Consider the following 19,463-nt stretch of genomic DNA (forward strand, 5'->3'; position numbering starts at 1 on the left):
GACTAACTCCAAATGTGCTGGAGTATCTGTTTCCGGGGTATGGTCAACCCAAAAAATCGTGGTATTTTTGTACTTCAAATTAAAGCAAATCACTATATGAATTCATATGATGTGGCCGTTATCGGCTCTGGACCTGGAGGTTATGTCGCGGCCATTCGCTGCGCACAATTGGGAATGAAGACCGCAATTATAGAAAAGTATTCAACTTTGGGCGGGACCTGCCTCAATGTGGGCTGTATTCCCTCAAAGGCCCTCTTGGATTCAAGCCACCATTATGAGGATGCCGTCAAACATTTTAAGGAACACGGAATCGATATCCCGGGGGAAGTAAAGGTAAACTTGGAACAGATGATCGCCCGGAAACAAGGGGTGGTGGACCAAACGACCAAAGGCATCGAGTTTTTAATGGACAAGAACAAAATCGATGTCTATGAAGGCCTGGGTAGCTTTAAGGACAATACCCATATTACTATCGCGAAGAGTGATGGAAAAACTGAAACCATTGAGGCCAAGCATATCATCATAGCCACGGGATCCAAACCGTCTACCTTGCCTTTTATCAAGATTGATAAGGAACGGATCATTACGTCCACGGAAGCCTTGAAACTTAAGGAAATTCCGAAACATTTGATAATAATAGGAGGCGGCGTTATTGGACTGGAATTAGGCCAGGTATACAAGCGTTTAGGAGCCGAGGTTTCGGTAATAGAATATATGGATCGCATTATCCCTACTATGGACGGTGCACTCTCCAAAGAGTTGATGAAGGTGATGAAAAAACAAAAGACCAAGTTTTATCTGTCCCATAAGGTAAAGTCGGTAGAGCGCAAGGGCAATGAAGTGATTGTGAAGGCCGATGACAAAAAAGGACAGGAGGTCGAATTTAAAGGCGATTATTGCCTGGTTTCCGTGGGAAGAAGACCCTACACAGATGGACTCAACGCAGAGGCGGCCGGGGTTAAACTTGATGACCGGGGCAGGGTAGAGGTCGATGAACATTTGCAGACCAGCGTAGCCAATATCTATGCCATAGGGGATGTTATCCGTGGTGCTATGTTGGCCCATAAGGCGGAAGAGGAAGGAACCATGGTAGCTGAAATCTTGGCCGGACAAAAACCGCATATCGACTACAACCTTATCCCAGGAGTGGTATATACCTGGCCAGAGGTAGCTGCCGTAGGGAAGACGGAAGAAGAATTGAAGGAAGCCGGTGTAGAATACAAAGCCGGCCAATTTCCGATGCGTGCCTTAGGGCGTGCCAGGGCCAGCATGGACATCGATGGATTTGTAAAGATTTTGGCCGATGCAAAAACTGACGAAGTATTGGGCGTACACATGGTCGGCGCGCGTTGTGCGGATTTAATAACAGAGGCCGTAACGGCTATGGAATTCCGTGCTTCGGCCGAGGATATCGCCAGGATGAGCCATGCGCATCCCACCTATGCGGAAGCCGTTAAGGAGGCTGCCTTGGCGGCCACGGCTGATCGGCCCTTGCATATTTAGGTGATTTTAATTCGCATTTTGAATAGGAACCCTAGTACATTGTATTAGGGTTTTTTGAGGTTACTGGAATCTGTTGTATGGCATCCCAGTGCTCGCATATTTTCCCGTTGGCATCAAATCTAAAAAAATCCATGGTCACATACTCATCGTTTCCGGGCCAAACCTGATGTGTATGCAACGCCACTAAATCACCTTCACCGATACATCGGACAAATTCAATGGACTTATCGGGGTATTCCGCCTGCATTCTTTCAAAGTAGGTAATGAATCCTTCCGTACCATCGGCTACATCCGGGTTGTGTTGAATGTAAGTGTCGCCTATATACAATTCTACCGCTTTTCTCGGGTTTCCTTCATAGGCCATTTTATAGAAGGCCACGGCGTTTTTTTTGTTTTCTTCCATTTGTATGTCTTGTTTGAGGTATTCGTACCACTTATGATTTAATTGGATTCTATTCCAGATATTGGGATAAAACCTTGGGCGTTTTTTCCAATTCCCTGTAAAAAATATCCTTGAAATAAACAACGGCGCCTTCGGATTGAAGTGTTAACCTGCCCGAAACCAAAGGTTCCAAAGTTGCGCCATTCTTATAGAATGAATTGAGGAGAATCATATTTACCTTTCCATTGATCATATGTACGGCGTGATTTTCCCAGCAGATAAGCTCCAAGGTATTCCATTCCCCATAGGGTCTTTCGTTGTATGGATTTGCAATTACGATTTGCCATTCGTTCCTACCCTCAAAGTGGTGTAGTCCCGCATTGTGGTCAAACAGCAGCATCGTATCCTTTAAAGTGCTCACTAAATGCTCAAGGTAGGGCTTTGCTTTTTGGATAGCCTTGGGAATGGCCGTGGTCGGAGCGGCAGGAATATCCAAAATCACATTCTTTGCCCAGTAACTGCCTACGTCCCCTTCATGGATTTGTAATTCGTGCCTAACCTTTCCCTGATGGTACAGAATGCCTCCATCTTTGGGCCGACCTTCCATCCATTTCCATTTTAGGTCGCCCCATTTGAATTTTAATTTGAGGTGATAGTTGGCCAAACTATCCTTGAGAATCAATCCGCCGATTACCTCGCCCGATATTCGAATAACTTTTTCATCATTCAGGGTATCAATGGTAAATACATCCAAGGGATCATTATATCCCAATCCCTCCACATAGTTGCCCAAGCTGTCCTTTCTAAGCCCTTGGACCTGCACGGAAGAATCCGGAATGCCCAAGTAATGTTTAAATGCCATTGCATCCTCTCCTTGATAGATTGGAATCCATTTGTTTTCCGTACAACTGAAGTTCATCAATAAAAATAAGAGGGGTACGGAGAGTTTAAAAAAGGTTTTAGGGTACCTCATAAGCATCGTTTATAGTGAAACCAGCCGGAGCACCACGGCCATATAGGGTTTTCCGGGAAGGTCCAACTTATCTCCCATACCAAAAGTACGATCTTTCTTTACGGTTGTCCCGCTCTTGGTATCGATTACCTCCACCTGGTATTTGAGGTTTTCCGGCAATTCCGTAAAAGTCCAACTGCTATTTTGATACTCACCGAAATAATAGAGATAATACGTCTCATCTACTCCAGCACGAATCCAATTCAAGCGCCAATCCGTCCCCAAGGGCTTTAAGTGGCCCGGGATGTCATCGAGCACTTTTTTTAATGCGTGGAGTTCCTTTGCCGAGCTCCCTTCAAAATTGCCACCTTGACGGAAGAATTGGTAGCCCGTGCCCTGCTGGTTGAATGCTTCACCATGTGTTGCATAGGCCCCGAGTATGGTCATCAGCCAAAACCGATGTCGAATCATATCCCCATTGAGGGCCACCGTGCGGTTGTCCCCGTCACCTTCATAACAGAATTCATCAAAAAGCACCGGCTTTTTAAAGGTATCCCGGAGGGTGGTACTTTTCCACCAGGCTTCGCTCTGGGCACTTATATGGGTTACCCATGGCTTGCTATGATCGTACCATTTTGCGGCATTGTGAATGGATCGTAGACGATGATACGGGTCGTTATCTTGGAAAAAACGGAAATACCCGTCCCAATCCTCGGTTGTCCTTTCCAGCATCAAATCGAACTCATTGGCCATGGACCACCAAATGTTGCGGAATGCCCCGAATCTGGCATTTACATAGTTTAAAAACAGGTATTGCTCTTTTTTGTTCATTTTGTCAAATCCCCATACTCCTTTATCATAGGGATGGAAAACGAATAAGTCTACCTGGATGCCCAGTTTTTGCATTTCTTGGATGTAATGCTCGTATTGGGCAAAATAGGCCACATTAAATCGGGTAAAATCCCAATCTTTCCCCTTACCCTCAAAAGGATACAGCTCATAGTCGGTACCGCTAGGCGCATGGGGGAGCAATGCTACCCGAATTTTATTGAAAGGGGATTTTTTGAGTGATTCCAAGGTTTTTTCGCGGGTTTCCCGGTTTTGCTGTATCCATCCATAGGCCGTGGTGCCCAAGGGGTAAAAAGGTTTTCCATCGGAATACGCAAAATGAAAAGTATCCTTTACGACCACAGGACCATGATTTCCATTCTTGGGCGGGATACATTGAAATGTACCTTTTTGTTCGTGCAGCCGGGTGTCGTTGCTTGCGGTGATGTACCGCCAGGCCCCTTCCTTGTCTGGCATGAAACGTAGCTTGTAGCTACCATTTCCATCATAAAACCCCGAAACCGCAACCGTATCCTGTTTATGGTAAAACTTGGCCGTTAGTTGAATTTCGGTAAACGGATTACCCTCTTTTTTTCCGTTTAGCTGCAATTCGAAAATATCCCATTTTTCTACCTCGGATTGAGCCTCAAGGTGAAAACCTGAAAAGAAAAGAATCCAAAAGAGCAGTGTGCCAATTCTCATAGTATTCAACGTTGTAGACGAAAATATAAGAAAAGAATTGAACTTTGGGTTTGAAAGTTTGATAATCGAAAATGATTTGGGGCATCCTCACTTTTGATCGTACGGAATGTAGTTCTCCCATTCCCATGGAGTATAGGTGTCGCTTAGGGCGACTTCCAAGAGTTCCTTAAAGATGCTTTCTCCATTATCGCTGTTGGTCATTATCAGTATTCCTTTTCCAATTTGGGGAAAAATGACCGAATAATGTTGGAATCCATCACCATGCCCTTCCTTAAAGGCCCCAAAACCATATGGGGTTTTAAACATGCCCCAACCCAACCCATAGCTTAATTGAATCGCATCGTAAAGTGTGGTATCCTTGTTCGACAAAGGGCCGAATTGTTTTGTGGAACGTATTCTGATCTGGGGTCTGAACAACTCCTCCCAAGATGCTTTGGAAATAAGCTTTTCCTGTAATACGGCTTCCAAAAATCGGGTGTAATCCCATGCGCTGGTCTCCAGGGTACTCGGTGCCCGAGGCTCATTGTCCGTATCCTTGGGATAAAGTTGTCCTTCCGTTGAATGACCGTAGGCAAAATCATTTTCAAAACGCCCATACCACCGATAACCTGAGTTTTTCATACCAATCGGTTTAAAAATGCGTTCTTGCGCCAAGGACTCTAGATCTTTGTTAAGGATTTTTTCCAGGATTACCTGTAGGTACACCATTCCTTCCCCTGAGTATTGATAACGACTTCCCGGCTCAAACTTGACCCTTAGCTTCCGATCTTCCTCAAACCATCGCCAATTGGGAAGCCCTGTGGTATGGGCCAAACACATACGAGCGGTAATTTTATGATACAAGGTGTCCGAGGTCAAATCGGAAAAATCATCGTGCCATCGTGCCAAAGGTTGGTATTCGTGTATTTTTTTGGGGAGATAGGACTCCAGGGGCGTATCCAGATCAATAATACCTTCCTCCACCAATTCCAACGTCAAAACCGCAAAAACCGCTTTGCTCAAAGAGGCACCATAGATATTGGTGGAATCGGTCAATGGCAACTTATTTTTAAAATCCTTATAGCCAAAAGTCTTTTGGTATATGGCGGTATCGCCATTGAAGATGGAAACTGCCAAACCATGTACCTGCGCATCGGTCATCAGTTGTTCGATTTTAGCGGTCAGGGAGTCCCTTGAAATAGTGGTACCGGACAATCGGGATATTTGTTGGGGGTCTACGGAGTTGCAACCTATAAGGTTAAAAACACAAAAAATGATCATAAACCCAGGGATCTTGGAGTTTTTTCCCCTTCCTTTTTTTAAAAAGGGATAGGCCAAGGGGTAATAACACTTTTGAGTGTTTAAGACGGTTACAATATTGACTATCGTAACGATGATAGTATATGGAATTACTGTTATAAAAAAGAAAAAGCCCAAACCCTCTATAGTCATGAGTGCTATAAAAGATAAGATGAACAACAAGGTCATAGTAATCTGAAAGTTGATGACCGTCCTACCATGTGCATCGTATATAGGGTTGTCCTCCCGTTTATGGATCCAAAGAAATAAGGGAAACAGTATATTGCATAAGGGCAATGCCAAGCCCAAAATAGGGGTGCCATGTAATAGCAATAACCATTTTTTTTGGAGGTTTTCTATTTTGGGGTCTTCAAGTACTAGAAGATCTTCAACTTCAATTTCGAGGGCGGCGGCCAGTAGCTTTATGGTCTGCAGATGTGGATTGGTGCTTCCTTTCTCAATGCGCTGTATGGTTCGTACGGCCACATTGGTCTTTTCGGATAGGTCCTCTTGGGAATACCCTTTTAGCTTGCGTTGATAGATTAGATTTTTGGCCAGCGAATTGTTTTCCATGATCCCGATATTTGTTCACTGCAAAGCTAGCGATCACATGCGGGTTTTATCATGACATTTAGGTGTCACCCAAACGTCATTTACCATATCTGCAACGCCTTCGGGAATACCCCAAAATGGATTACCCGTTATGGGAGCCATCACAAAAAGGAGGCGTGCTGGTCTGTTTACAGGTGCACAGCCACGCTTCTTCGGTCTCTTCAGCTTCAAAGACCAAAGGCGGTGTTGCCTTATTGACCCTATGGGAGCCATCACAAAAGGGTTGTTCGTTACTGTGGCTACAACTGCACCAGGAATACCGTTTTCCAGCTTCAAGGTCTACGGGAATAGGGGAATATTTTGTATCGCTCATATCCAATTGTTTTTGGACGAAAATACGCAATAGGGCGGTAGCGGAAAAAGAGAGGGATTAATTTTTAACCAATCCAAATAGCCGAAGTAGTCGGGCTAAGGAGGCTCGGACTACTTTATGAGCACTAAAGTACAGGGGTTCTACCTTGGTCCAAACATAACCCATAGCGGAAACCAGGTTCGATTTTAAAGTTGCTTTATGCCTTTCATAAAGCAAAGCGGTATATGTACAAATGATCATAAAGATCAAAGCACTAGGAATAACTACCTGAGGTGTTAGAGAATGATGAAAAAATCGATATAGGCCCAAGCCCGTAAAGCTTCCATAAAGAATAATGAAATGAATTACATAAATGGACAATGTACTTTGCCCGATTTTTATCAGGGTCTTATGGGTCAGTAAGCTTCTAAAAAGCATGAAAACTGCAAATACCAGAAAAACATCTCCCAATCGTATAAATAAGTAATTGTTGAAATAAATATCCGCAAATAATTGTATATCAGTATATTTTGATATTGAAAAAAAGAAATCGGATGAATAAAAAATGAGCAGGGAGCCAATAGCTATGGCCGCTGCGATGGCTGTCGGATATAAATATTTAAGGTCCCTAAATCGGGTAAACAACAGGGATAAAAAACCACCAAAGGCCGTATAACCGAACCAGGGAAAAATGGTAAAGACAGAGCCATTGGTCTTGGAGAAATAATTGGCCAGGGCATCGGGCAAAAACGAATAGGTGAATTGTTTATACCAAGGCTCAAATAAGAATAACAAAACGGTAATCGTGGCCAAGACCGCTGGGAATAGCCACCTTTCTTGTCTGTATGTCAAAAGATAAAGGCCTATAATCCCCAAAATGGAAAGGCCAATGCAGTGTAATACATCTACCAGATAAAACGCATCATAGATATGGCCTTGTAACAACCCGAATAAATTCAAGCGGAGCAGATAGCCTATCAGCAACAATTGCAATCCACGTTTTACACCCTTTTTTATCCTTGGATTATTAAAACCTGTTTGCGGAACCCGTACCAAGAGATAGGTGAAGATAAATCCGGATACTGTAAAGAACACCGGGGCCGTGATGCCCCTAAAATATTTCCAAATAGTATAACCTTCAGCGGAATTGTTCCTAAACCCCATATCCAAAAGACCATCTACAAAATGCCCTTGGAGCATCATGAGAATGGCCCATGCCCTCATGGCATCTATAAAATATAATCTGGCGGACTTTCTTTCCATGTTTAGGTTGATGGTCTTGAGGTTTTCCTTCGAACTAGGGATTCAACGACCTATATACTTGTGAAACAGTGGGTTTGGATGTTTCGCGCTGCAAAATTATGTAAAATACTCGCAATTCAATTGCATTTGCGCTATTTTCGTCGAATAACGATTAAAACGCTTAAATGGCTACAATATTGGCATTTGCAGGGAGCAATTCTTCAACTTCCATTAATTTTCAATTGGTAAAATATACCGCCTCATTGGTGGATGACCGAGAGGTTCAATTACTAAATATGGCCTATTTTCCATTTCCCATGTACAGTATTGACCATGAAAGAGAGAATGAGTTTTCCAATTCCTTGGTCGAACTCAAGAACGATATTGGTAAAGCGGACGGGCTCATAATATCTGTTAACGAGCATAACGGTAATCCATCTGCCTATTTTAAGAACTTGATTGATTGGCTCTCCCGTGTGGAACGCAAATTTTTACAGGATAAAACCCTATTGTTGATGTCCACTTCGGGAGGGAAAAGAGGGGGTGCGGGTGCTTTGGAGATTGCGGAGAAAACTTTGGTCCGGTTTGGGACTTCGGAGATATTGACCTTTTCCCTGCCCAATTTCAATACCAATTTTGATCAGCATAAAGGTATTGTGGATGAAGGGCTGGCCCGGTCGCATCAAAATAAAGTAGCGGAATTCTTATCCAAAATCCAAGCTTGAGAAAAAAGGTCTCCTACACGGTATCGGATATCCAAAAATTTAGGGACTCCCTTTTGCATTGGTCCCAGCAGTTTAGGGAGGTCGTTTGGCTGGAAGGCAATGGCCATGAAGATATTTATAGCTCTTTCGATGCAATACTGGCCGTAGGCGCCTTTACTTCTATCCAAAGCGATTTCCAGGATGCGTTTCGCGATTTACAGGAATACCAGTCCAAAGCAAAGGATTGGCTCTTCGGTTATTTATCCTATGATCTTAAGAATGATGTGGAACAATTAAGTTCCAACAATCCGGACGGATTGGGTTTTCCGGAATTGTTTTTTTTTCAGCCCAAGAAAATTATCCGATTGAAAGGAAGCGTGGCGGATTTCATGTACCTGAATATGCTGGAGGATGAAATCGAACAGGATTTCGAATCGCTGTCCGGAGGGAACCTTGTGAATCGGGAAGTCGCCCAAAATTCAGAGGATATCCGGATACACATGCGTATTTTTAAGGATGAGTATTTTGCAAGGGTAGAAAAGATGTTGGCCCATATCCATCGTGGCGACATCTATGAGGCCAATTTTTGCCAAGAGTTCTATGCCACGGAAACTCAAATCGATGCTCTACGAACCTATCAAAAGCTAAACACTATTTCCAAGGCTCCCTTTTCTGTCTTTCTAAAGTTAAACGACAAGTACCTTCTTTCGGCCTCGCCCGAACGTTATCTTAAAAAAATGGGAACCCGGATTATCTCCCAGCCTATTAAAGGTACGGCCAGGCGTTCCCGAAACGAGATTGAGGATGAAAAATTGAGACTTTCCTTGACCCATGACAAAAAGGAACGCGCCGAAAACGTTATGATCGTAGACTTGGTCAGGAACGATATGTCCAAAAGCGCGCTAAAAAGAAGTGTTACAGTAGAAGAACTTGGTAAGGTATACACCTTCAGACAGGTACATCAAATGATATCAACCATTACTGCAAGGATTGAACCTTTTAAAAACCCTGTGGAAATCATTACGGAAACCTTTCCAATGGGCAGTATGACCGGGGCGCCCAAAATTTCCGCCATGAGAATCATAGAGGAACTGGAGTCCTTTAAAAGAAGCCTTTACAGTGGAGCCGTTGGCTATTTTACCCCCGAGGACGATTTTGATTTCAATGTGGTCATACGAAGTATTTTGTACAATGCCACAAAGGAATATGTGTCATTTTCGGTTGGCAGTGCCATTACCGCAATGGCAGATCCCGAGCGTGAATACGAAGAGTGCCTTATAAAGGCGAGGGCCATGCGGGAAGTATTGGAAGGATAATCGGTTATAGGGCACCGAAAACAAATCACGGATTGGAACTGCATATTCACTCAAGTTTCTCCTTATTTCTGGCAACAAACTTTTCCGTTACCTTTGTTTTGTGTTAGCTGAATTCAAAAAACATATCGAAACAAAATTCCCTGAATTGTTGGAAGAACGGTTTCTTCTTGCCTGCAGTGGGGGGGTAGACAGTATGGTATTGGCCCATCTATGTCACCATGCCACATTGGACTTTGTCATAGGGCATTGCAATTTTCAGTTAAGGGGCGGGGAAAGTGATACCGATGAAAAATTCGTAAGGAACTTCGCTTTTGAATTGTCCAAAACCTTTTTTTCAACTTGTTTTGAAACAGCTGATTATGTTAAAAAAAATAAAGTATCAGTTCAAATTGCTGCACGGGAACTTCGCTACAATTGGTTTACGGAACTAATGCAGGAAAATGATATTAAAATTTTGGTAACGGCACATCAAGCGGATGATAATTTGGAAACCTTTTTGATCAATCTTTCCCGGGGTACAGGAATCGATGGTCTTACAGGAATTCCGGAAAAGACCGATACCTTGGCAAGACCGTTATTGCCGTTCACCAGATCTCAAATTCTGGAGTATGCTAGAATCGAAAATGTATTGTGGCGTGAGGACGGAAGTAATTCGGATACCAAATATCTTAGGAATAAGATTAGACATGAAATTGTTCCCAAACTAAAGGAGCTGCACCCGACATTTTTGAGAAACTTCAAAAATACCCAACAGTATATTAGAGGCACCTCCCAGTTGGCCGAATTATATATCGATCAAATCAGGACAGCTATTTTTAGATATGAGGATGGAGTGATACAAATCGACATCCCCTCCTTGTTGAAACTAGAACCTTTGGAACCTCATTTATTTGCCCTGTTCCATGGGTATGGCTTCACGGAATGGAACGATGTAAAATCCCTACTTACGACCATGAGCGGTAAGGAAGTGCGCTCCAAGACCCATAGGTTGCTTAAGGACAGGGAATTCCTTTTGTTGGCGGAGATCCGGGAAGAGGATCCCAAGGAGTATCCCATTCTACAGGATGTAAAGGAAATTCATACTCCGATTCACTTAAAAATAACCGAAGTATCCCGTGTTAAGGAAACCCCAAAAAATGTACTATATGTGGCCAAAGAAACGTTAAAGTATCCACTGACCTTAAGGAAATGGCAAAAAGGCGACTATTTTTATCCATTAGGAATGAAAGGGAGAAAAAAGGTGTCCAAATTCTTTAAGGATGAAAAAATGGATGCCATTTCCAAAGAAAAGCAATGGTTGCTATGTTCTAGGGGTACAGTTGTTTGGGTAGTGGGTAAAAGGGCCGATGAACGTTTTAAAGTTTCAGGGGATACACAGAACATTGTAAAAATTGAATTCAATACATGAAACGAACATGAATTTTTTTAATCAAAAACTACACACGGTGGAATGATTAAAATAAATTCATGAGAGAACGAGTGCAACGAGTGGTTGCATTAATTCCTAAATTTTTAAATAGCTTATTTACAGACATTTAAAAATTTTAAATAGATGAAAAACATCATACTTCTTATCGTATTGGTTTTTAATGGTTTGTTGTCCTTTTCCCAGGATGATGAAAATCCTGTGCTTTGGTCCCATGAAGCCAACAAAATATCGGATACCGAATATGAACTTGTGTTTGCTGGAAAAATCTATGAAGGCTGGCATGTATATTCGCAACATACCGCGGAAGGGGGGGCATTCCCAAGTGAATTCAAATATGCCGGGGCCGGCAAGGGGTATGAACTTGTCGGAGAGACCGAGGAAAGCGAGACAATAACCGAATACAGCGATATTTTTGAGGTCGATGAGACCTTTTTTAAAGGAAAGGCAGTATTTACCCAAAGAATTCGGTTATTAAATCCGGATGTTCGCCAAATTGATGTAAACCTCTGGTATCAAGTATGTAAGGAAGTTTGTATTCCTGCTGAAGAGGACTTTTCGTTTTCATTGGACGGGAGTGCCATAGTTAAAGAAAACAAATCGGTAGACGAAAGAAGCAAGGCCTTGGGGGCTTCCCTTACCCTTGACTTAAAGAACAAGGAATTATTGCGGGCAGCGGAAGTTGGTAGCTCCGAATCCAAATCAGGATTGTGGACTATTTTTGGTCTCGGTTTCCTCGGGGGACTTATCGCTTTGTTGACTCCCTGTGTATTTCCTATGATACCGCTTACGGTCTCATTTTTTACGAAACAGTCCCAAAAAAAATCCAAGGGTATAGCCAACGCGTTGTTATATGGCTTCTTTATCATCCTGATTTACTTTTTGCTGAGTATACCTTTTCATCTTTTTGATTCCATCGATTCACAAATATTGAACACCATAGCCACCAATATTTGGCTCAATCTTTTTCTCTTTCTGATATTTGTGTTCTTCGCCTTTTCGTTCTTTGGGTATTATGAACTGACCTTACCGAGTTCATGGGCCAACGCTATGGATTCTGCTTCCAATAAAGTGGGCGGTGCCTTGGGTATTTTCTTTATGGCGGTTACCTTGGCCATAGTCTCTTTTTCCTGTACAGGCCCTATTTTAGGCGGATTATTGGGTAGTACCACCTTAGCCGAAGGCGATGTAGCCACCAACCTTTCAGCAGGAATGTTAGGTTTTGGATTGGCCCTGGTCTTGCCCTTTGCCCTTTTTGCCCTTTTTCCGGCATGGTTGCATTCGCTGCCAAAATCAGGAGGTTGGATGACCACGGTGAAGGTAGTCTTGGGCTTTTTGGAATTGGCCTTGGCCTTTAAGTTCCTTTCCAATGCCGATTTGGTAGGGAATTGGGGCATTTTTAAGAGAGAGATTTTCCTGGGAATTTGGGTGGTTCTGTTCCTGCTGTTGACACTTTATCTTTTCGGAATTTTTCGCTTTCCCCATGATGGGCCAAGACAGCAATTGACCTCTTTGCGAAAAGGGGTAGGTGTAGTAAGCGCCATCTTCTCCTTATATCTGATATTAGGCTTGTTCAATTTCTCCAGTTTGCGATTGCTAAGTGGTTTTCCCCCTCCGGATTTTTATAGTGTACGGGCCGGTGAAAGCGATTGTCCCCTGGGCATTGATTGCTTTAAGGATTTTGAAGAAGGTCTTTCGTATGCCAAACAGGTCAACAAGCCCATACTATTGGATTTTACCGGTTGGGCCTGTGTAAACTGCCGTAGGATGGAAGAAAAAGTATGGAGCGAACCGAATATCTATTCCGTGTTAAAGGAGGATTATGTCCTTATTTCCCTTTACGTGGATGACCGCAAGGAACTCCCGGTATCGGAACAGTTCAATTTTGAATTCGATTCAGGTCGGGTGAAATCCATAAAGACCATAGGTCAAAAATGGGGTACCTTTCAAACGATCAACTTCAGTGCGGCATCCCAACCGTATTACGTACTAATGACCCCTGATTTGGAAATATTGAACATAGCGGTGCAATATACGGACAAGGATACCTATCGCAGTTGGCTAAGGCAAGGACTGAAAAATTTTGAACGATCCAAAAAGGCCATTGCCAAGGCCCCACAGCTCTAAAAATCATTTCGGCTTTTGATGTATGCAACAAAAAGCACTGGTAAAGGTGTTTTTTATTGTTGCGAATACCCCTATCTTAACTGTAAAAATAGTACAGATGAGAAGATTTAAAATACTCGGCTGGATTCTTTTGGCAATCCTGGGTATTTTCATTTTATGCGGAGGGATATTCATTAATTCACTTACCCCCACTTATGAAGGAGAGCAGCAACTTCCAAGTCTTTCCGAAGAAGTGGACGTATACTACGATCCCTATGGGATTCCCCATATCTATGCCAATACCGAAAAAGATGCCATTAGGTCATTGGGCTATGTTCACGCACAAGATCGCTTATGGCAAATGGAATTGTTGCGAAGGGTAGGCAGGGGAGGTCTTTCCGAGGTCTTTGGAAGGGATTTGGTTAAAACCGATCAATTCTTTCTGTCCTTGGGAATCGATGATGCCACATTGGAAACGCTGGCCCTATTGGATATGGATAGTGAAATGGCCCAACTTGCACAGGCGTATTTGGAAGGGGTCAATCAATTTATTTTAAGGGGACCCACGCCCTTGGAGTTTTATCTCACCGGGCTTCAAAAGGAACCGTTTTCCTTAAGGGACATCTATAATACCGTTGGGTATATGGCATTTAGCTTTGCCATGGCCCATAAGACGGATCCATTATTGACCAACATAAAAAATAAACTAGGTCCAGAGTATCTCGAAGATTTGGAAATCAATGTGGATACAAGAACCACTTGGATAAAAAATCACGCGGGATTTCCAATCGATTCGTTGCAGAATGAGATTACTACAATGGTCTCGAAAGCCTTGGGAAATATAGCACTTCCGCTTTTTGAAGGCAGTAACGGTTGGGTGATTTCACCCTCCAAGACCAAGAACGGGAAAGTCATTTTCGCCAATGACCCCCATATTGGTTTCGCGCAACCGGCCGTATGGTATGAGGCCCATGTAGTGACACCTGCCTATGAAAAGTACGGCTATCATATGGCCGGAATACCCTTCCCGATTCTGGGGCATGACCGTAATTTGGCCTATGGAATGACGATGTTCGAAAATGATGACGTAGATTTTTACTACGAAGAATCGCATCCCACCGATAGTTCAAAGTACAAAATCGCGAAGGGTTGGTCCGATTATGAAAGGGTCTCCAAAACCATAAAAGTGAAGGATTCTTCCGATGTGTCCTTTAGTTTCAAGAAAACGATTCATGGTCCCGTACTCAATGGAATTGCCGACCAAGTAACCGGGGAGCGTCCCATTAGCATGTCCTGGATCTATACCCAGGAGGACAATAAGGTGATGCACGCCCTGTACGACATGACCCACGCTTCCAATATTCAGGAGTTTCAGTCTGCACTGGCCAACATCCATGCACCCGGTCTCAATATCATGTATGGGGATGCCGAAGGAAATGTGGCCTGGTGGGCAGCGGCTAAGCTGTATCAAATTCCGGAGGACGCCCAGACCAAGTTGATTTATGAACCGCTTACCGGGTTACCTGTGGAAAAGGATTATCTCGATTTTTCTCAGAATCCCCAGGCGATTAACCCACCGTGGAACTATGTGTACTCCGCCAACAATCAGCCCGATTCTATTACGGGGATGTTGTATCCCGGGTATTACCTGCCCGAAAATCGTGCTCGACGAATCGTTGAATTGCTGGAACCAAAAAATGATTGGGACAGGGAAGCGGTAGCCAAAATGATTGTGGATATCACATCCCCGGTACATCCTGAGATTGTAGACAATTTGGTGAAGTCCTTAGAACTAAAAGAGCTCAATAGCCTACAGACAAAGGAGTTGGACGCCTTGGTGGCCTGGCCAGGCGATTATCCCTTGAAGAGTGTAGAAGCCACCGTATATACCGGATGGATCTATCATTTCCTTAAAAACACATTTGCCGATGAATTGGGGGATGAATTGTTCCAACAGGTCTTGGCCACACATTTCCTCAAAAGATTGATTGCCCCTATGGCCGCAAAAGAAAACTCCATCTGGTGGGACGATATCGAAACATCTGAAGTTGTGGAAACCAAAAAGGAAATCGTACAAAAATCCTTTGCCCAAGCCTTGGAATCCCTGGAAAGGGAATTTGGCCCCGACAGAAGAAACTGGACATGGAATAAGGTTCATACCGTAGAACATGGTCATCCCATTGGCCAGGTGGCGATTTTTCGCTCCTTCTTCAATGTAGGTCCTTTTTCCGTAAATGGTACAAGGGAGGTGATAAACAATATGAAATTCAACTTTGATGAAACCCAACTTTATGATGTAGTTTCGGGACCTTCCACTCGCCGGATAATCGACTTTTCCGATGTCGAGAACAGCATTAGTATCCTACCCACGGGCCAATCCGGAAATCCCTTTAGTCCCTATTATGAGGATCAGGCCGAAATGTATGTGAGAGGGGAATTCCGTAAAATGATGATGAATAGGGAGGAAATAGAAGCAACTTCAAAATCTTTACTTACATTTAAGCCTACACAAGATTAACACGTATGCTTACAAAGGTTTATGGGAGTGCCGTTTTTGGGGTGGAGGCCACGACCATAACCGTGGAAGTCAATGTAGATCGGGGCGTAGGGTACCATTTGGTTGGTCTTCCGGACAACGCCATTAAGGAAAGTAATTATCGTATTGCCGCCGCCCTGCTCAATAATGGTTATAAGATTCCGGGCAAGAAGATTACGATCAATATGGCGCCGGCCGACTTGCGGAAAGAAGGCTCTGCCTATGACCTTACACTCGCTGTGGGGATATTGACCGCTTCCGGGCAGATCCAATCCGAAAACCTGGAAAAGTATGTCATTATGGGCGAATTGTCCCTGGACGGCAGTCTGCAACCTGTTAAAGGTGCCCTTCCCATTGCCATACAGGCTCGCGAAGAAGGGTTTGCCGGATTTATCCTGCCCAATGAAAATGCAAAGGAAGCGGCCATAGTCTCCGATCTAAAGGTTTATGGGGTGGACAACATCAAAGAGGTCATTGATTTTTTCGATATGGGAAAGCCCTTGGAGCAGATTGTTGTGGATACCCGAAAGGAATTCTATAAAAACCTCGATTTTCCCGAATTCGATTTTTCGGATGTCAAAGGTCAGGAAAGTATAAAGCGCTGTATGGAAATAGCCGCCGCAGGCGGGCATAATATTATCTTGATCGGTCCACCGGGTGCAGGAAAGACCATGCTGGCCAAGCGTTTGCCTTCCATTCTTCCGCCCATGACCTTGCAGGAGGCCTTGGAGACCACCAAAATCCATAGCGTAGTGGGCAAGATTAAGAATATGGGGCTGATGAGCCAGCGTCCTTTCCGTAGTCCCCACCATACCATTTCGGACGTGGCCTTGGTCGGTGGCGGGGCCTACCCACAGCCGGGTGAAATCTCGCTGGCGCATAATGGGGTATTGTTCCTAGACGAACTACCCGAGTTTAAACGAGGGGTTTTGGAGGTGATGCGGCAACCCCTGGAAGATCGGGAGGTAACCATCTCCCGCGCCAAATTTACAGTAACCTATCCCAGTAGTTTTATGTTGGTAGCCAGTATGAATCCAAGTCCCGGGGGATATTTTAACGACCCGGATGCACCGGTAACCTCCTCTCCGGCAGAGATGCAACGGTATCTGGGCAAAATTTCCGGCCCGTTATTGGATAGGATCGACATCCATATTGAGGTGACACCCGTTCCCTTCGAAAAGTTGTCCGAGGATCGAAAAGGGGAGGGTAGTGTGGAAATTCGAAACCGGGTGATAGTGGCTAGGGAAATTCAGACCAAACGCTTTAAGGATTTGGAAAAGGTGCATTACAACGCCCAGATGAACACTAAGCAAATTAGGGAGTTTTGTAAACTGGATAAGACTTCGTTGAATCTACTGAAGAATGCCATGGAACGCCTGAATCTCTCTGCGCGGGCCTATGACCGTATCTTAAAGGTGGCCCGTACCATTGCCGATTTGGAAAACAAGGAGGACGTTGATGGAAACCACATCGGGGAGGCCATTCAATACCGAAGTTTGGATCGCGAAGGTTGGCTCGGGTAGTTGTAAATAACAAATTACAAATCCCAAATTTCAAGTACGAAATACGAAATTAGAATTGTGGAAATACGGGAAAAAGAACAACTTAAACCCGAAACCCGAAACCCGAAACCCGAAACCCGAAACCCGAAACCCGAAACCCGAAACCCGAAACCCGAAACCCGAAACCCGAAACCCAAATCCCAAATCCCAAATCCCAAAACTTCAATACTTCCCACTTCCCACTTATCACTCAACACTTACTACTCATCACTTATCGTTTCTAGTTTTTTTGTTCCATGCCATTAACTCATAAACCCATATTGCTTGAAGTTGGAAAGAATATGTATATGATTTAAATAGATTTTCTTTATTTTTAGGTTGTTCTTGATAAAAATACCGCAACGTATAATAATCAACGAATTAATGGGTTTTATATCCATACGCCTTATGTCATACCAAACCAAGACCAAAGCTATTTTTGCACATGTACCGATTTAAAATCTTCGCCGGTTTAGCGATTTTGTTACTTTTCCTATTTGTTCCGACGCTATGCGGCAATGACTCCGTTTCTGTCACGGATTATTCAATAGAAACTTCCGATAAAAATAGCTATATATCTATAGAACAGAATAATAGGGGTTTGGATAAAGAACTGCGGATTGCCCTGCAGCAGGCCGTTGATTCCTATTTCAGTAAGGCCATAGCCGCTGGGGAAGTTGTAGGTGCCGGTGTAAGTATTGTGAATGGGAAACAAGTGCTTTTGGCCGATGGATTCGGGACAAAGAATAGCCTTACGGGCCAAAAGGTAGACGGGCAAACAGTCTTCCGACTGGGTTCGCTTTCAAAGGGATTTGCTGGGGTGCTTGCCTCAGATTTAAAGGATGAAGGAAAGTTGACCTGGGAAGATAAGGTCAGTGACTACATTCCCGAATTTGAGCTGGGAGATCTGGAAAATACGGAAAACATCACCCTGGCCCATTTATTATCACATACCTCTGGGGCACCCTATCATAGCTACACAAATCTGGTGGAGGCCGGGTTATCTGTGGACGAAATCGCAAGTCGATTTACCGAGGTACAGCCCATAAGCAAGCCTGGGGAAATGTATAGTTATCAAAATGCGTTATTTGCGCTTTCCGGCGAAATGATGAAGAAGGTCACCGGGCAGGAGATTACTACATCCTTGGAAGAACGCTTTTTCAAACCGCTGGAAATGTGCGCTACCACTATGGACTTTGATGCACTCAGGAAGACAGAGAATAAAGCCAAACCACATGTCAAAGCAAGACGTGGATGGAAATCCGGCAAGCTAACCGACTCCTACTTTAATGCCGTTGCTGCCGGAGGTATCAATTCGAACGCCGAGGATATGGCTAAATGGATGCAACTTTTGCTAGGTCATCGTCCCGATGTAATGACACGTGAAGCCTTACAGGAAGCCTTTACGCCATTTGTTGAGATACCCGGGAGACAGAAGTACTACCAACGCTGGCCTGGACATATGACCTCGCATTACGGTTTTGGCTGGAGGATCCATACCTATCGGTCAGATGACTCGGAGGTCGAAAACACCATATGGCACCATGGGGGAAGCGTTAACCGCTTCCGCAATGAAATAGCGGTTTTTCCGGAGGAAGATTTGGGTATTTGCGTACTGCTGAATAACCAATCCAAGATAGCCCAGCGCGTGATCACCGACCTTCATAGTATCGTTAAGGAGGTCATTCGGGTCCACACGGAAGAAATGCCTCCGAAACAGTCAGTGGTCAGCTCCCAACCCTCCGGATCGGCTGGAACGTGAACTAAACAATCGACAGGAATGTAACCTCTGGTCCGTAAAGAAATCCCAAACCCGAAATCGGAAGTACAAAGCTAGAAGTACGAAATACGAAATTAAAATTGTGGAAATACGGGAAAAAGAACAACTTAAACCCGAAACCCGAAACCCGAAACCCGAAACCCGAAACCCGAAACCCGAAACCCGAAACCCGAAACCCGAAACCCGAAACCCGAAACCCGGAACCCGGAACCCGAAACCCGAAACCCGAACACCAAACATGTCATGCTGAGCGTACGCGTGTC

At 44.0% G+C, this 19,463-nt stretch carries 14 protein-coding genes; 8 read left to right on the top strand and 6 right to left on the bottom strand.

Annotated elements, in window-relative coordinates; genetic code table 11:
• The first annotated feature begins 96 nt into the window (after positions 1–96).
• Entirely contained in the window at positions 97–1,503 is a 1,407-nt protein-coding gene (gene lpdA / locus ACO06Y_RS15845; RefSeq protein ID WP_422079968.1) for a dihydrolipoyl dehydrogenase, read from the top strand.
• A gap of 31 nt (positions 1,504–1,534) precedes the next feature.
• On the opposite strand, the gene ACO06Y_RS15850 is transcribed toward lpdA, so the two are convergent.
• The 6 genes from ACO06Y_RS15850 to ACO06Y_RS15875 form a co-directional block, all read right to left on the bottom strand.
• Entirely contained in the window at positions 1,535–1,906 is a 372-nt protein-coding gene (locus tag ACO06Y_RS15850; protein WP_422079969.1) for an ester cyclase, read from the bottom strand.
• 49 nt (positions 1,907–1,955) lie between these two features.
• Entirely contained in the window at positions 1,956–2,858 is a 903-nt protein-coding gene (locus tag ACO06Y_RS15855; protein WP_422079970.1) for a family 16 glycoside hydrolase, read from the bottom strand.
• Positions 2,859–2,867: 9 nt separating this feature from the next.
• Positions 2,868–4,367, bottom strand: a complete 1,500-nt coding sequence (locus tag ACO06Y_RS15860; RefSeq protein ID WP_422079971.1) for a DUF5060 domain-containing protein — start codon at positions 4,365–4,367, stop codon at positions 2,868–2,870.
• A gap of 87 nt (positions 4,368–4,454) precedes the next feature.
• On the bottom strand, positions 4,455–6,218 hold the full coding sequence (locus ACO06Y_RS15865) for a serine hydrolase (RefSeq protein ID WP_422079972.1): 1,764 nt from the start codon (positions 6,216–6,218) through the stop codon (positions 4,455–4,457).
• A gap of 121 nt (positions 6,219–6,339) precedes the next feature.
• Positions 6,340–6,570: a CDGSH iron-sulfur domain-containing protein gene (locus ACO06Y_RS15870; protein WP_422079973.1), complete on the bottom strand. Its 231-nt coding sequence runs from the start codon at positions 6,568–6,570 to the stop codon at positions 6,340–6,342.
• A 57-nt stretch (positions 6,571–6,627) separates the two neighbouring features.
• Complete coding sequence (locus tag ACO06Y_RS15875) at positions 6,628–7,812, bottom strand: acyltransferase family protein (RefSeq protein ID WP_422079974.1); 1,185 nt, start codon at positions 7,810–7,812, stop codon at positions 6,628–6,630.
• A gap of 164 nt (positions 7,813–7,976) precedes the next feature.
• Between ACO06Y_RS15875 and ACO06Y_RS15880 the strand changes: the two genes are divergently transcribed.
• From ACO06Y_RS15880 to ACO06Y_RS15910, 7 genes are all read left to right on the top strand, one after another.
• Positions 7,977–8,516 carry an NADPH-dependent FMN reductase gene (locus tag ACO06Y_RS15880; RefSeq protein WP_422079975.1) on the top strand — a complete coding sequence of 180 codons (540 nt, stop codon included), beginning with the start codon at positions 7,977–7,979 and terminating at the stop codon, positions 8,514–8,516.
• Complete coding sequence (locus ACO06Y_RS15885) at positions 8,513–9,811, top strand: anthranilate synthase component I family protein (RefSeq protein WP_422079976.1); 1,299 nt, start codon at positions 8,513–8,515, stop codon at positions 9,809–9,811. The genes ACO06Y_RS15880 and ACO06Y_RS15885 overlap by 4 nt, the downstream gene beginning before the upstream one ends.
• A gap of 145 nt (positions 9,812–9,956) precedes the next feature.
• A complete protein-coding gene (gene tilS / locus ACO06Y_RS15890) occupies positions 9,957–11,219 on the top strand; it encodes a tRNA lysidine(34) synthetase TilS (protein WP_422079977.1) in 1,263 nt (420 codons plus the stop codon).
• Positions 11,220–11,363: 144 nt separating this feature from the next.
• Entirely contained in the window at positions 11,364–13,364 is a 2,001-nt protein-coding gene (locus ACO06Y_RS15895) for a protein-disulfide reductase DsbD family protein (RefSeq protein ID WP_422079978.1), read from the top strand.
• 97 nt (positions 13,365–13,461) lie between these two features.
• Complete coding sequence (locus ACO06Y_RS15900; RefSeq protein WP_422079979.1) at positions 13,462–15,861, top strand: penicillin acylase family protein; 2,400 nt, start codon at positions 13,462–13,464, stop codon at positions 15,859–15,861.
• Between the two features lie 5 nt (positions 15,862–15,866).
• Positions 15,867–17,402 carry a YifB family Mg chelatase-like AAA ATPase gene (locus ACO06Y_RS15905; RefSeq protein WP_422079980.1) on the top strand — a complete coding sequence of 512 codons (1,536 nt, stop codon included), beginning with the start codon at positions 15,867–15,869 and terminating at the stop codon, positions 17,400–17,402.
• Between the two features lie 463 nt (positions 17,403–17,865).
• Positions 17,866–19,182: a serine hydrolase domain-containing protein gene (locus ACO06Y_RS15910; RefSeq protein ID WP_422079981.1), complete on the top strand. Its 1,317-nt coding sequence runs from the start codon at positions 17,866–17,868 to the stop codon at positions 19,180–19,182.
• Positions 19,183–19,463 lie beyond the last annotated feature (281 nt).

It is taken from the genome of Ulvibacterium sp. (genome assembly GCF_965228935.1).
GTDB lineage: Bacteria > Bacteroidota > Bacteroidia > Flavobacteriales > Flavobacteriaceae > Ulvibacterium.